The sequence below is a fragment of the Spirosoma fluviale genome, assembly GCF_900230225.1.
Taxonomy (GTDB): Bacteria; Bacteroidota; Bacteroidia; order Cytophagales; family Spirosomataceae; genus Spirosoma; species Spirosoma fluviale.
Map to the genome: position 1 here is coordinate 1286938 of NZ_OCNH01000001.1, position 13603 is coordinate 1300540.

Annotated in this window: 16 protein-coding genes; 7 read left to right on the forward strand and 9 right to left on the reverse strand. The window is 48.5% G+C overall.

Annotated features, from left to right (window positions below; all coding sequences use genetic code 11):
* The first annotated feature begins 48 nt into the window (after positions 1 to 48).
* From CRO74_RS05305 to CRO74_RS05315, 3 genes are all read left to right on the forward strand, one after another.
* Positions 49 to 756, forward strand: a complete 708-nt coding sequence (locus tag CRO74_RS05305) for a 16S rRNA (uracil(1498)-N(3))-methyltransferase (protein ID WP_097124951.1) — start codon at positions 49 to 51, stop codon at positions 754 to 756.
* 73 nt (positions 757 to 829) lie between these two features.
* Positions 830 to 1489, forward strand: coding sequence for a DUF4159 domain-containing protein (locus CRO74_RS05310; protein ID WP_097124952.1), 660 nt, complete (start codon positions 830 to 832; stop codon positions 1487 to 1489).
* Between the two features lie 104 nt (positions 1490 to 1593).
* A complete protein-coding gene (locus tag CRO74_RS05315) occupies positions 1594 to 2409 on the forward strand; it encodes an acyl-CoA desaturase (protein WP_097124953.1) in 816 nt (271 codons plus the stop codon).
* Between the two features lie 83 nt (positions 2410 to 2492).
* Here CRO74_RS05315 and CRO74_RS05320 read toward each other — a convergent pair whose 3' ends face one another.
* The 3 genes from CRO74_RS05320 to CRO74_RS05330 form a co-directional block, all read right to left on the reverse strand.
* Positions 2493 to 3020, reverse strand: coding sequence for a 5' nucleotidase, NT5C type (locus CRO74_RS05320; RefSeq protein ID WP_097124954.1), 528 nt, complete (start codon positions 3018 to 3020; stop codon positions 2493 to 2495).
* A 109-nt stretch (positions 3021 to 3129) separates the two neighbouring features.
* Positions 3130 to 4620 carry a dihydrolipoamide acetyltransferase family protein gene (locus CRO74_RS05325; protein WP_097124955.1) on the reverse strand — a complete coding sequence of 497 codons (1491 nt, stop codon included), beginning with the start codon at positions 4618 to 4620 and terminating at the stop codon, positions 3130 to 3132.
* A 102-nt stretch (positions 4621 to 4722) separates the two neighbouring features.
* A complete protein-coding gene (locus tag CRO74_RS05330) occupies positions 4723 to 5976 on the reverse strand; it encodes a competence/damage-inducible protein A (protein ID WP_097124956.1) in 1254 nt (417 codons plus the stop codon).
* 184 nt (positions 5977 to 6160) lie between these two features.
* Here CRO74_RS05330 and CRO74_RS05335 point away from each other — a divergent pair, with 184 nt between their 5' ends.
* On the forward strand, positions 6161 to 6940 hold the full coding sequence (locus CRO74_RS05335; protein ID WP_097124957.1) for a DUF4197 domain-containing protein: 780 nt from the start codon (positions 6161 to 6163) through the stop codon (positions 6938 to 6940).
* Between the two features lie 80 nt (positions 6941 to 7020).
* On the opposite strand, the gene CRO74_RS05340 is transcribed toward CRO74_RS05335, so the two are convergent.
* Entirely contained in the window at positions 7021 to 7422 is a 402-nt protein-coding gene (locus CRO74_RS05340) for a group III truncated hemoglobin (RefSeq protein ID WP_097124958.1), read from the reverse strand.
* A 14-nt stretch (positions 7423 to 7436) separates the two neighbouring features.
* Entirely contained in the window at positions 7437 to 7799 is a 363-nt protein-coding gene (locus CRO74_RS05345; protein WP_097124959.1) for an ArsC family reductase, read from the reverse strand.
* 117 nt (positions 7800 to 7916) lie between these two features.
* Between CRO74_RS05345 and gldC the strand changes: the two genes are divergently transcribed.
* A complete protein-coding gene (gene gldC / locus CRO74_RS05350; RefSeq protein WP_097124960.1) occupies positions 7917 to 8270 on the forward strand; it encodes a gliding motility protein GldC in 354 nt (117 codons plus the stop codon).
* Positions 8271 to 8337: 67 nt separating this feature from the next.
* Positions 8338 to 9528, forward strand: a complete 1191-nt coding sequence (locus CRO74_RS05355; protein ID WP_097124961.1) for a thioredoxin domain-containing protein — start codon at positions 8338 to 8340, stop codon at positions 9526 to 9528.
* Positions 9529 to 9587: 59 nt separating this feature from the next.
* Here the strand turns inward: CRO74_RS05355 and CRO74_RS05360 are convergent, their stop codons facing one another.
* The 4 genes from CRO74_RS05360 to ispG form a co-directional block, all read right to left on the reverse strand.
* Entirely contained in the window at positions 9588 to 10142 is a 555-nt protein-coding gene (locus CRO74_RS05360) for a tetratricopeptide repeat protein (protein WP_097124962.1), read from the reverse strand.
* A gap of 67 nt (positions 10143 to 10209) precedes the next feature.
* Positions 10210 to 10560 carry an MmcQ/YjbR family DNA-binding protein gene (locus tag CRO74_RS05365; RefSeq protein ID WP_097124963.1) on the reverse strand — a complete coding sequence of 117 codons (351 nt, stop codon included), beginning with the start codon at positions 10558 to 10560 and terminating at the stop codon, positions 10210 to 10212.
* A complete protein-coding gene (locus tag CRO74_RS05370; RefSeq protein ID WP_097124964.1) occupies positions 10557 to 10745 on the reverse strand; it encodes a DUF6728 family protein in 189 nt (62 codons plus the stop codon). Before CRO74_RS05370 ends, CRO74_RS05365 begins: the two co-directional genes overlap by 4 nt.
* A 133-nt stretch (positions 10746 to 10878) precedes the next feature.
* Entirely contained in the window at positions 10879 to 12915 is a 2037-nt protein-coding gene (gene ispG, locus CRO74_RS05375; RefSeq protein ID WP_179830122.1) for a (E)-4-hydroxy-3-methylbut-2-enyl-diphosphate synthase, read from the reverse strand.
* A 265-nt stretch (positions 12916 to 13180) separates the two neighbouring features.
* Between ispG and CRO74_RS05380 the strand changes: the two genes are divergently transcribed.
* On the forward strand, positions 13181 to 13552 hold the full coding sequence (locus tag CRO74_RS05380; RefSeq protein WP_097124965.1) for a hypothetical protein: 372 nt from the start codon (positions 13181 to 13183) through the stop codon (positions 13550 to 13552).
* Positions 13553 to 13603 lie beyond the last annotated feature (51 nt).

Consider the following 13603-nt stretch of genomic DNA (forward strand, 5'->3'; position numbering starts at 1 on the left):
GTGGGTTCCGTTTGAGTGATTAACTGACTGTGTACTTTTGCTGAACGTATGCATCTATTCTATCAATCAGAGATTATTGCCGGAGAAGCCACGCAGCACTTAACGGAGGATGATTCCCGCCATGCTGTCAAAACATTACGGTTGCGGGCTGGCGATGCGATTACCGTTACGGATGGACACGGAAATCAGTATGCCGCCGTTATTCATGAAACGGACCTCCGCCGGTGTGCCTTTCGCATAAAAGCTGTGCATACGACGCTCCCAAGGCCCTTCTCGATCAGGATTTGCGTGGCCCCCACCAAAAATCTAGACCGGATCGAGTGGTTCGTTGAAAAAGCGGTAGAAGTGGGCATCGAGCGAATCAGTTTCTTTTTCGGTCAGCATTCCGAACGACGGGTGTTGAAACTGGAACGGATAGAAAAGATTGCCATATCGGCCATGAAGCAGTCATTACAATCTTTTTTGCCTAAATTAGACGATGCGGTTCCATTTGGGGAAATGCTGAAAACTATAGGGGATGGGCAACGGTTTATTGCTCACTTACCGCCCGATCGGCCGCCGGTCAATTTGGCGAAACGGGCAACTGAAGCCGGGCAGTATGTTGTTCTGATTGGGCCGGAAGGCGATTTTGCCGATACTGAAATTCAGCAGGCTCTGGTCGCTGGTTTTCAGGTGGTAACGCTTGGTCCTAACCGATTGCGTACCGAAACAGCCGCCCTTACGGCCTGCCAGGTGTTGAATTTTATTAATCAGTAACGTATGGGCTAACCTGTCAATTGGCCCGTTTGTTGAGTAACTAATTACCAGCATCAGGTTGGTCAGAAAAGCAATGAAAAAACTTCTTATCGTTTTCCTTCTTTTACATTCTTCAGTAATCATCGCGAATGCACAGTATGCGTATAAAATTGCCAAGCTGAAGTACAATGGTGGGGGTGACTGGTACGCCAATAAAACATCGATGCCCAACCTGATCAAGTTTGCGAATGCCAATCTGCGCATGAATATATTCCCCGAGGAGGACATTGTTGAGCCGGGTAGCCCCGATATTTTCGGGTATCCTTTTGTGCATATGACGGGTCACGGGAATGTTACTTTTAGCGATGCCGATGTACAAAATATGCGCCGGTACCTGATGTCGGGCGGTTTTTTGCACGTTGATGATAACTACGGACTGGATAAATTTATCCGACGCGAGATGAAAAAGGTCTTTCCGGAGCTTAATTTTATCGAACTGCCGTTCAACCACCCTGTTTACCAGCAGAAATTTAAGTTTGCGAGCGGCTTACCTAAGGTACACGAGCATGATGCTAAAGCACCCCAGGGTTTTGGCCTGATCTATCAGGGTCGGCTGGTCTGTTTTTACAGCTATGAGTGCGACTTGGGGAATGGGTGGGAGGATCAGAGTGTTTATAATGACCCTGAACCAGTGCGGCAGCAAGCGCTTCGTATGGGCGCTAATCTGTTGCAATACGCAACAACCACAAATTAATTAACCTTTTATTGCCCGAAGGCAAGCCAAAACGGGTTAAATTTCGTTAGTTTTGTACGGGTATTCCGTGTTATCAGTAAACTTCACCTTTTAATTTTATCATTGTGATTGTACTGGCCGCGTTCATTGGGCATTGGTATTTGTCCCTGTTCTGCCAAACCTTTTTCCTGCATCGTTATTCCGCCCACAAAATGTTCTCGATGAGCAAATTTTGGGAGCGTTTTTTCTATGCACTCACCTATGTATCGCAAGGTTCGTCGTACCTGAGTCCACGGGCTTATGCCGTGCTTCACCGGATGCACCACGCCTTCAGCGACACTGAAAGAGATCCTCATTCGCCCCATCACACGAAGAACATCTTCACGATGATGTGGAAAACAAAAGATATTTATAATGCTGTACTTCACCGCAAACAGCCTATAGAGCGCCAGTTTGACCGGAACTATCCGGAATGGAGCTTCATCGAAAAAGTTGGCGATTCGTGGGTGTCACGCGCTGGCTGGGCTGTGCTGTATAGCGTCTTTTATATTTTCGCCTTTATCTATCTGGATATGCACTGGGCGTTCTTTTTCCTGTTACCCGTTCACTTCGTAATGGGACCCGTACACGGCGCGATTATTAACTGGAGCGGCCACAAATACGGTTACTCGAACTTCGATAACCAGGATCAATCGAAAAATTCGCTTATTCTTGACGTGGTTATGATGGGTGAGTTATTCCAGAACAACCACCATAAGCGGCCGAACTCGGCTAATTTTGGTGCCAAATGGTTTGAATTCGATCCCACCTTCCCCGTAATTGGCATTCTGCATAAACTGCACATCGTTCGGTTAAGACCATCGGCTGAAGCCAAGAAAGCTCAGCATGAAGTAGGCCACGACCGCCTGGTTGAAGAAGTTCAAAAAGAAGTAGAAGCTTAAGACGGTAGTTCTTCTTTACGAAAAAGCTCCGGCCATCAGGTCGGAGCTTTTTTTATGTAAGGTGGCCGATCCGCCGTGCGGTACTACAGCAAATGATCGGCAATGTTCTGCCAGGTTTTCACGCGTTTGAATTCGGTGTCTTCACGGTTATGCAAGGCATCGAACAACAAGCCTTCACCCTGAAACGTCCTCAGATTTCGGGGTAAATCGTCGATCAGATAGTCGGTGTTGAGTACACTCTTATCGCCGAGGAAAATGTAGTTGTGCCAGGAGATACCGGGAAAATGCTCCTGTAGCCAATCCCACTTCTCCCGCAGCGAGTTTGGGAATTCCTGGGCAGCCGAGGCTACAAACACATCATATTTTTCCATTAAAGCCGAGATCACTTCTTTAGCGCCTTCCATGACCGGAATGTCCCTGAAAAAGCCCGGCTCGTAAACTCGCTCAGATATGGCCTTGTACTCATGCTCATCAAATAACTCGTGGAAAGATTTTTCCTTTAGTTCTTCAAGAGTGTAGCGAGGCATTTCGCCCTCAAGGTACAGTTTAATGAACTTGGCGTGGGTGTCGGCCATCACATCGTCCATGTCAATTGCAATGCGTTTTTTCATACTGTCAGAACCGGGATTTATGTGATTTCGTTGACCGACCATGATTTAGCTTTCTTTGAAAGCCAGATAACAAAATCATGGTCAGTCAGTAAAATCGCATAAATCCTGGTCAGAGTTTAAGGTTTACATCAAATTTTTCTAAATAATCTGCCACTCGACGGACAAACTGACCACCCAGCGATCCATCGACGACGCGGTGGTCATAGGAGTGAGACAGAAACATCAATTGCCGTATCCCGATAAAATCTCCTTCAGCCGTTTCAATAACGGCTGGTTTTTTCACGATGGCACCGAAGGCCATGATGGCTACCTGCGGTTGCACAATAATGGGTGTTCCCATCAGGTTACCGAAGGTGCCAATATTAGAAATCGTATACGTGCCGCCCGCCAGATCGTCGGCGGTCAGCTTGTTCTCACGGGCACGTTTAGTTAGGTCATTTATCCGTTTGGTCAAACCAACCAGGTTGTACTGGTCAGCATTATGAATGACCGGCACGATCAGATTGCCACTTGGTAAGGCCACCGCCATACCAATATTGATTGATTTTTTTACCAGAATGGTATCGCCCTCAACGGATACGTTGATCATTGGGAAGTCTTTGATTGCCTTCACAATAGCTTCAACCAGAATTGGGGTATAGGTCAGGTTTTCGCCGGTTTGTTGCTTAAACTGATCCTTCACGCGGGTACGCCACTGGACAACGGGCGTCAGGTCGGCTTCAACAAATGAACTGACGTGTGGCGAAATTTGCTTCGATTCCACCATCCGCTGAGCAATCATCTTCCGCATCCGGTCCATCTGAATGATGTCGGCCTGTCCGTTTACGGAACCGTTTGACTGGCTTTCTGCCGGTTTTGGCACGGCTGGCGAAGCTACAGAGTGAAGTAGTTGCGTTTGAGGAACGGGCTGTTTGGGTTGCTGACCATTACCGGGTACTGAAGATGTCCGGCCCTCAGTGCGGTCGATAACGTAGGCGAGTATATCTTTCTTTGTAACTCGGTTTTCGGCTCCCGATCCCGGAATACGGTCAAGCTCATCGCGCGAAACGTTTTCTTCCTTGGCGATATTCAGAACTAAAGGAGAATAGAATCGATCGTTGAAAATGGGTGTATCACCCGCCAGTGTTTTCGCGGATGTAGCAACAGCCTTCTCTACAGGAGCTGAACGACTACTCAGGGTAGCAATGCTTGTTTCCAGTTCATAGGCTGCCGTAGAAATGGCCGGCTCAGGCATAAGGTCGGGTTGAGGGCTTGGCACATTGGCAACATCACCCACACCTACGGGTGTCTGGTTGGCATTAACCTGTGACGGCTCGTCCGGCACCGATTGTTTCGGGGTTGTTTCCGCTTCAACATAGGCTTCGGTTTCAATGCGGGCGATGGATGCACCTACGGCAACAACGTCGCCCTCTTTAACCAGAATTTCCTTCAGAATACCATTGTGTGAGGCTGGCACTTCCGTATCCACTTTATCGGTAGCTACTTCCAGCACAGATTCATCAGCCTCAATACGATCACCCGGTAGCTTGAGCCAGGCAATAACCGTACATTCCATTATACTTTCGCCCATTTTGGGCATAACCATGTCGATGAGAGCCATGTTTTTTTTAGGAGTGAGGAGTTAGGAGCGAGTAGTGAGGAGTTGCTGACGCCGGTAGTATTCTCGCGTCAGCAACTCCTCACTACTCGCTCCTAACTCCTATTACTGATTCAATATTTCTTCCCGCAGCATATTCAATACATACATTGTTGTAAGCTGAATGTTTTGATCGCGGTACTGACCTAGTTTAAGGAGTCGGGTAACGGTGCGCTGTTCGGTTGAGCAGGCAATCCAGATCGTGCCAACGGGTTTATCGGGTGTGCCACCATCGGGCCCGGCAATGCCACTGGTCGCAATGCCAACAGATGTACCAAGGGCTTTACGAACGCCTTCGGCCATCTGGCGGATGGTTTCTTCGCTCACAGCGCCATAAGCTTCCAGCGTTTCGGGCAGAACCCCCAACTGCGTTACCTTTACGCTATTGCTATAACTAACCACACTGCCCCAAAAATAAGCCGAGGAGCCGGGCACTTTCGTTATTTGCGCCGATACATAACCACCGGTACAGCTCTCGGCAATGCTTAGGGTCAGTTGCTTTTCAAGTAATAACTTGCCAACAACCGTTTCAATTTCTTCATTATCAAAACCATACACATTCTTTTCAATGAGGGGCATCACCTTCGTTACCTGTTCGGCCAGTTGGTGGTCGAGTAAGGTATTGTCAGCGCCGGTTGCTGTCAGACGCAATTTTACACCCCCAAAACTTGGCAAATAAGCCAGCTTGATGTGGTCGGGGAGGGCGTCTTCCCAGGCTTCAATCCGTTCGGCCAGAAACGATTCGCCGATTCCAACCGTCCGAATCATCTTGTGCTTGATGATAGGCGTTTGAAAATGCGCGGTTAGTTTTGGCAGGATGCGGTTCGACATGAGGTGCTTCATCTCAAAGGGAACACCGGGCAAGGATATGTATACCCGATCCTGGTGCTCGAACCACATGCCGGGCGCGGTACCCCAATCATTCTGAATGTAGACCGCATTGGCGGGCAGGTCGGCCTGACCCCGGTTAAGGTCGGTCATTTCACGGCCCCGTTTCTCGAAAAAGCCGGTTACCAGGGCCAGTGCTGTTTCATTACGGACCATGCCGACGCCAAAATAGGTACAGAGTGTCTTTTTGGTAATGTCATCCTTTGTTGGTCCCAGACCACCGGTGATGATGATAATATCGGCACGTTGGTGAGCTTCGGCAAGAACCTGTAAGATGGCTTCTTTCTGGTCGCCTACCGACGATTTTCGAATCACGCGGATGCCAATGTTCGTTAATTCGGTTCCGATCCAGGCTGTATTTGTATCGGCAATTTGTCCAAATAATATTTCGTCGCCAATCGTGATTACTTCGGCGCGGACGGTGTTGATCATTTTGACTGAGTAATAAAAAGAAGAAATAGAGAAAGTGTGACGTTTTACCAATCGGGTTGTCAATGAATCACCGGAAAATTAGCAATGGCCACTTTACTTTATCCATTCGGTGCTGTCAAAAGTACGAAAAAACGATTTAGGGCCATTGACCGTTATAAAATGGCAACCTGATTAATTCAATTCTATGATGAAGAAAAAAGTTTTCACAGCCGCCCTTCTGGCTCTAGTAAGCAGCCAGGTTGTTTTTGGACAAGACACAACCGTAACGACGGGCCGCCCACAACAATCGTCGGGTGGCGGCATTTTTGGTAAAGTACTAAAGGCGGTAAGCACGGCCACATCGGGTACGGCGGGTGGTTTGACGAGCAGCGATATTGCCTCCGGGCTTAAAGAGGCTTTGCAGGTTGGTATCAGCAAAGGGTCTGACCAGGCATCGGCCGTAAACGGGTATTTTAAGAATCCCCTGTTAAAGATCGCTTTTCCTCCCGAAGCACAGAAGGTTGCCTCAACGCTGCGGCAGATAGGACTCAGCAAACAGGTCGATCAGTTTGAACTATCGCTCAACCGGGCTGCCGAAGATGCTGCCAAAAAGGCTAAGCCTGTGTTTATAAAGGCAATCACATCCATGAGCATTCAGGATGCGGTGGGTATTTTGCGGGGTCAGAATGATGCCGCAACGCAATACTTACGCCGGACTTCGGGCCAGCAACTGGTAACGGAGTTTACCCCAATTATTGACAGCACCCTGAAGAAGAACAACGCCACTCGGTACTATGCTGATTTAGTGAATACCTATAATAAGGTGCCCTTTGTGCAGAAGGTAAACCCGAATCTTACCCAGTACGCTACGAATAAGGCCGTTGATGGCCTATTCATTCTGGTAGCACAGGAAGAGCAGAAAATTCGGGAAAACCCAGCTGCACGGGTTACCGATCTGCTGAAGAAAGTATTTAGCAAGCAGTAATGAATGTAATATAGGCAGAACCCTGCTTTTGTGATGGTTAGGTTTCACCCCTCATCATCATAAAAGCAGGGTTCTACGTTTTACGATTCCATAAACGAGTCATTATTGATGTACTCCAGCTTATTGTTCCAGACAAGAGCAATCTGGGTGGCACGCTGGCGAACCTGCTCCGCCATTTCGCCCGTGAATTTTTCGGAAAGGGTAGCGGTAAACAGTTGAAGCCACCGCTCAAAATGATCAAGGGTAAGTGTGTGCTTCTGGTTGACCAGCAGATGCGGGCGGAATGGGTGGCCGCTGTAAGCGTTGTTGCCCAGAATCAGCGACTCCCAGAAAGCATACATTTTAGGCAAATGATGCGACCAGTCGACCTGGGCTACATCGGTAAAAATTGGCCCGATGAGTGGGTCGACCTGCACTTTTTCGTAAAACGAATCCACCAGAAACCGAACCGCTTCCGGAGAATCCAATGGTATCTTGGACATGGATGTATTCTTTCCTACAGAACCGTGGTTCCGTTAGAAAACGTTTCCTGATAAGCTGTTTCGTTAAAGCCCAGGGCGATAATTTTCCCATCGGCTTCGATCAACGGGCGACGGATGACAGATGGTTTTCCCATCATCAAGGCAATGGCACCCGCAGCATCGGTGGGTTTTTCGGCATCAGGAAGCTTCTTCCAGGTCAGTCCAGACCGGTTTACCAGTTCCTCCCACGGCTTTTGAGTCAACCAATGTTCAATCGTTTGCCGGTCAATGCCCTGTTTCTTGTAATCGTGGAATTGATAGTCGACACCTTGCCCCGTGAGCCAGGTACGCGCTTTTTTTACCGTGTCACAATTCGGAATGGCGTATAAAGTGTACATAACGGGTGTTAATTTGGGACGAAAGTACCGAAAATGTCGTTTTCAGTCGTAGCAAACCTGGATGTTTGTTAGCCATCAAGTCGCGGGTTTACAGCCGCACTGCGTATTTTTGTATCTATGAAAAAATCAGACATTCATTTTTCGGTTGAATTAGACAACCAGAATATCCCCGAGAAAATTTATTGGGAAGCCACAGACAACCCAAATGAGGGGCTGAGTGATACGCGGGCCATTGCCATTTCTTTATGGGATCATTACCATAATAGTACGCTTAAGATCGACCTTTGGACGAAAGAGATGGAGGTGGTCGACATGAAGCGTTTCATGATTGAGATCATGAGCGGTATTGCTGATACGGCCCTTAGCGCAACGGGCGACCAGCGCATGGCGGATGATATTGAGAATACCTGCAAGGTATTGAGCAAGCGGCTGGAGGAAGAAATAAAGCAGCAAAAGCAACAACAGCAATAGCGGATACGAACCGCATGAGTTTGGCCGTTAATTTGCTAAGACGTACCTCGTAACGACTGCTATTTTTATGAAAAAAATACTTCTGCTACTTCTGGTAGCCCATATTTCGTTAGCTCAGAAGCCGGGCGGTATTGAGTTCAAGACAACGCCAATAAACAGTGTTTTTCAGGAAGCCCGGCGGGTAGGTAAGCTCGTATTTGTCGAAATCTATTCGCCAACCTGCCACACCTGTCAGAGCTTTATTCCAACTCTGGCCGATAGCCGGGTGGGTAAGGTCTATAACGCTAAGTTTTTGAGTACAAAGCTGGACATTGGTTCGCCTGCTACCCAGACCTTTCTAAATAGTCGACGCTTGTTTGTGCCGTCGTTACCCTTATTTCTGTATTTCGACCCCCAGCAAAACCTAATTCACTTTGCCATGAGTAATAACTCTACGGATGAAGTGATCCGGCATGGAACCAATGCGCTGAACCCGCAGGCAAGAAGTCAGGGAATGAAAGCACGGTATCAGCAGGGTGAACGGTCAGCTAATTTCCTGATCGACTATGCCATGTTTGGCCGGGTTACGAAAGATACCGTTGCAAATATGGCGGCTATGAATGAGTATGCACGTCAGCAGTCGGCAGCTACGTTTGCCAATCAAACAAACTGGCTGGCGCTACAGAAACTGGTTCTGGACTATGAAAATCCGATGTTCCAGTACATGTTGAATCACATGGATACGTACCGAAAAGCCTATGGAGCAGAACAAACGCTGCAGGTTGCCGAAAATATCCTAATGTCGTCGTTGTTTAGCGGCCGGGGGGCACAGTATCCGATTGCCAAAATTATCCAGATCCAGCAGGACCTCATAAAGATTGGGGTTGATACAAAAGTCGCACACAATCGAACGCTCCTGCCTGAAGTGAACGCCTACTTTCGTGCCCGTCAGACAGCTAAAGCCGCAGAACGGATGGATAATCAGGTTAATTCCAACCAGTTGAGCGTGCCGGAATATGTTTACATCAGCCGGTTATTTAACCGGTCAAGTCCCGACGCTGTCGATGCCCCAACGGTCGTTAAATGGGTAAATAAAGGGCTTGCCCTGAAGCCGGCTCCTAAAGAACAGGCTGATTTATATTATGAGTTAGCAGAAGCCTATCGGCGGGGTGGAAAAAACGCCGATGCCCAAAAGGCAGCCCAGAAGTCGATGGAGCTGGCACAGGCTACTCAACTGGATACCCGTCGAAACGTGGAGCAGATGGGAAAACTGAAATAGGGAATTATATAAATTGAGGTTTCCAGTAGTTGTTTATCATAACCACTGGAAACCTCAATTTATTTTTGCTGGTACACCGGCCGGGTAAACGGGGGTTGTAGCAGAATATGAAATGAATTTTCGTCGCCTAACGAAACCGCCCGACGAAGATCATTTTCTGCCTGGGGTAACTGACGGACCTGTATGCGGGCCAGGGCTCTCCACCGGTAGGCATCGGGCTTATCGTCCCGAAAGTGCCAGACAGCTTTGTCAAATTCCCGAAACGCCTGCTGATAGTCGCCTGTATAATAAAAGGCAACGCCCCGGTCGAGGTAACATTCTGCCAGCGTATTGTCTCGGTTGATAGCCTGGGTTAGGTCGTAGATCGCCGAATAATGATTCTCCTGAACCAATTGACATTTGCCCCGATAAGCGTAGGCAATGGCTGATTTGGGGTACTGACGAACGGCATCATCGAAGTAACGATAGGCATCATCGAAATTTCGGTTCTGGACCATTTCTATGCCTTTTCGGAACCGTTTCTGGTCTTTATCAGACGGAGTGTCGTGGTCCATCAGGAAGAACCGGACGGTTAGATAGATTCCGAAAAGTAGACTTAAAAGTACAACTTCCATAACCGAATCTGGTTTTTTCTAGCCTTGCGAATTTAATTGTTTTGGGCTGGCCCGACAAGCCATTTGTTCAGATTAATTGTGCCTGAACCGCCTTGGGCAAGCTCTTTTTTACCAGCTCGTACGAGTGGTCAATCCAGCCCTGTACATCGCTGGAACGGACCTGGCCATCGAGCGTGATGGTATTCCAATGGGTCTTATTCATGTGGTAGCCAGGTGTCACGGCTGCATGCTCTTCCCGCAGCTGAACCGCCAGCTCGGGGTCACATTTTAAGTTAATGGTCGTTGGCTGGCTCTCGGTTGCCAGTAGGGCGAACATTTTACCCCCAACTTTAAAGACGAGCGCATCGCCACCGAAGGGAAAAGACTCAGTAACACCCGGTTTGCCAATGCAATACTCGCGCAGGGTTTCAGTGTTCATCGGACGCAATGGCGAACGGTATAGACTATAATTGCCATCAGAAACATCAGAATAGAAATGCGATTGATGCCATGCATCATCCGAAGGTTTACGCTGGTAGGACTGTTCGGATCGGGTTTGCGAAATACCCGTAGAAAATAAGCGAACACAGGCCCAATTTTTAGATAATCAACGAATCTGTTCACAAGCTGAAGTGGCTAAAGCACCGCTGAATGCGGCTCTGAATGATTAATGGAAAATACCATGTCGAACATAATTGTTCTACTTGAGAACAAATAAAGTGGGCAAAAAATTACCCACTCTGCCAATAATCATTGATTAAAGGGCGTTTTCGAACGTGGGTTCCAGCCAGCGATCATCTTCCCGAATTAGCTCAATCAATTCATCGACAGCACGGTCTGCCGGTACCGACTTTTTGATAACTTGCTGACCCCGATAAAGAGCTATCTTATCCCGCCCGATGCCTACATAGCCATAGTCGGCGTCGGCCATTTCGCCCGGACCGTTCACAATGCAGCCCATAATCCCAATTTTAACCCCTTTCAGATGGTCGGTACGCTGGCGAATCAAAGCGGTTGTTTCCTGTAAGTCGAACAGTGTCCGGCCGCAGGACGGGCAGGAGATGTATTCCGTTTTGGTGATGCGTGTCCGGGCGGCCTGTAAAATGCCGAAAGACAGACTGTTGAGCCGTTTTAGCTCAGCATCGGAAGGCAGTGTTTGTGGTGTCGACAGCATGATCCCATCGCCAAGCCCGTCGATCAGCAAGCCACCCACGTCGGTGGATGCATATAATGGCAAATCGCTTTCCGAAACGGCTGGATAGTCTCTATGAACGACAACAGGTACGGTAATGCCGCGATTGATCAACTCAACGACTAGCCGCCGTAACTCGGGCATAGCGTGCGCATTGTCGGTAGAAATCAGCAGAACAGCTGTCAGGTCTGCCTTTAGTAGGCTAAGCAGTTCATCGGATAACGTTGGCAGCGAAGCTTTGATGAAGTTCAAACGAGAGTGAAGTGCCACCTGTCCCGCACGAGCCGCCAGATAATCAGCGGTAGTAAGCAAAGGAAAGACATTCGTTTGATTGGCACTGGTTTGCCAAACGGCATAATCCTGAATCTCTTTCAATCCGTTGGGCAACATGAACTGTGCCGGGTGGCTACCCGTATATATATAGTCAGCGCCAAGGTCGTTCATGCGCCATTTATCAGGCTCCGGCAGGTAAAAATGACCAACCGGGTGCAAATGCTTATGCTCGGTTACCGGCACCTGACTATAATCGGCAATGACACGAGGTACGTTCTGCCCACCAAAATTAGCCACCTCGTGCGTTAACCGACGGCTGTATTGAAATGGATTGATCGGGTAGGTCGTAACAGCTGGAATAGGCTGGCTGGTAGCGGCCCGGTTTGTATATCGATCAATCAGGGCTTTGGCTACCGGGGCTTCCCGTTCCGGCTCTTCCGTGAGCGAAACCCGAACGGTATCGCCTATACCGTCTTCGAGCAGGGTGCCAATACCTAACGCCGACTTAATTCGACCGTCTTCGGCCTCACCCGCTTCGGTAACACCGAGGTGCAGCGGATACGGCTTGAGGCCTTCCTGATCCAGACGCTGAACCAGTAACCGATAAGCCTGCACCATCACCTGCGGGTTACTCGACTTCATTGACAACGTAATGTTGTAATAGTTTTCAGCTTCGCAGATGCGCAGGAATTCCAGTGCCGATTCTACCATACCAACGGGTGTATCGCCATAACGGCTCAGGATACGGTCGGAGAGGGAGCCGTGGTTGGTGCCAATACGCATGGCCGTACCGTATTCTTTACAGATTCGAACCAGTGGTAGAAATTTATCCCGGATGCGTTCCAGTTCGGCTGCGTAGGCGGCATCCGTATAATCAATGAACTCGAAGCGCTTCCGGTCGGCGTAGTTGCCGGGATTAATGCGAACCTTCTCCACGATCCGTGCGGCCAATTCAGCGGCATTGGGTGTAAAGTGAATGTCGGCCACTAAAGGAGTCGTGTAACCCCGTGCCCGAAGTTCCTTGCGTATGTTCTCCAGATTCTGAGCTTCTTTTACACTAGGTGCCGTGATACGAACATATTCACAACCGGCTTCAATCATCCGAATGGTCTGTTCAACGGAGCCTTTTGTATCCATCGTGTCGATAGTTGTCATCGACTGCACACGAATTGGATAATCGGAGCCCATGGGTACATCGCCAATCGTAACCGTACTGGTTTTCCGGCGAATGTATTGGGTGAGCGAAGCAGTGTAAAGAACAGGTGAATTAGCCCCTTCTGCCGTAGCACTTACAGGGGTTGATGATGAAGAAAGCAGCGAATTGAGCATACAGGTTTCGGCAGGGCCGTTTGACCGGGCAAAGGTACGTAAAAAGCGTTTTCTGCGACGTAGCCCATTTCCAGGAAAAACGTAAGGCTGAACATAAATGTTCAGCCGGGATTATATTGACTAATGGCGAATATGTCTCTGATAACAAGAATGTTAGCTTAGGGATGAAAAACAAAAGGCAAGCCGGATGTGTTGAGTTAGCCTGGTAAAAGAAGTCTCTTTTCCAAAGAAATCCCCATACAACCTGTCATTTATTCTGGAAATTATGAAAACGAAATTAATAAATACCCTTGCACTGGCCTTGTTGATTACCGCTGGCGCTTATGCTCAGGATACTACGGGTCTGAGCAGGAAAGAAATTCGGCAACAGGAGCGTGCCGAGCGAAAGGCCCGTGTAAAAGGTGAATTGCAAAATGCGGGTCAAAGTGTTGGCGATGCTGCTAAAGAAGTAGGTCGAGGAGCCAAGGAAAACGCGAAAGTTGCCGATGAGGCCGTCACGAAAGGAGCCCAGAAGGTAGGATCAACCGTTAATAAAGGTCTGGATAAAGCCGAAAATGCTATCGTAAGCGAAGCTGACAAAATAAAAGCAAAACGTGACTCGGCACGAACCGAAAAGGCGCGTCGGGATTCATTATAATAGTGTCTTAAGAAAAACATGAGTTATCCCGAATTTAAATTTGAGATGACT

Excerpts from the sequence above, each read along its gene's own strand:
- CRO74_RS05380 (WP_097124965.1), top strand. The coding sequence starts at position 13,181 with ATGAAAACGAAATTAATAAATACCCTTGCACTGGCCTTGTTGATTACC.
- ispG (WP_179830122.1), bottom strand. The coding sequence starts at position 12,915 with ATGCTCAATTCGCTGCTTTCTTCATCATCAACCCCTGTAAGTGCTACG.
- CRO74_RS05325 (WP_097124955.1), bottom strand. The coding sequence starts at position 4,620 with ATGGCTCTCATCGACATGGTTATGCCCAAAATGGGCGAAAGTATAATG.
- CRO74_RS05320 (WP_097124954.1), bottom strand. The coding sequence starts at position 3,020 with ATGAAAAAACGCATTGCAATTGACATGGACGATGTGATGGCCGACACC.
- CRO74_RS05355 (WP_097124961.1), top strand. The coding sequence starts at position 8,338 with ATGAAAAAAATACTTCTGCTACTTCTGGTAGCCCATATTTCGTTAGCT.
- CRO74_RS05345 (WP_097124959.1), bottom strand. The coding sequence starts at position 7,799 with ATGTACACTTTATACGCCATTCCGAATTGTGACACGGTAAAAAAAGCG.
- CRO74_RS05305 (WP_097124951.1), top strand. The coding sequence starts at position 49 with ATGCATCTATTCTATCAATCAGAGATTATTGCCGGAGAAGCCACGCAG.
- gldC (WP_097124960.1), top strand. The coding sequence starts at position 7,917 with ATGAAAAAATCAGACATTCATTTTTCGGTTGAATTAGACAACCAGAAT.
- CRO74_RS05335 (WP_097124957.1), top strand. The coding sequence starts at position 6,161 with ATGATGAAGAAAAAAGTTTTCACAGCCGCCCTTCTGGCTCTAGTAAGC.
- CRO74_RS05330 (WP_097124956.1), bottom strand. The coding sequence starts at position 5,976 with ATGATCAACACCGTCCGCGCCGAAGTAATCACGATTGGCGACGAAATA.
- CRO74_RS05340 (WP_097124958.1), bottom strand. The coding sequence starts at position 7,422 with ATGTCCAAGATACCATTGGATTCTCCGGAAGCGGTTCGGTTTCTGGTG.
- CRO74_RS05365 (WP_097124963.1), bottom strand. The coding sequence starts at position 10,560 with ATGAACACTGAAACCCTGCGCGAGTATTGCATTGGCAAACCGGGTGTT.
- CRO74_RS05310 (WP_097124952.1), top strand. The coding sequence starts at position 830 with ATGAAAAAACTTCTTATCGTTTTCCTTCTTTTACATTCTTCAGTAATC.
- CRO74_RS05360 (WP_097124962.1), bottom strand. The coding sequence starts at position 10,142 with ATGGAAGTTGTACTTTTAAGTCTACTTTTCGGAATCTATCTAACCGTC.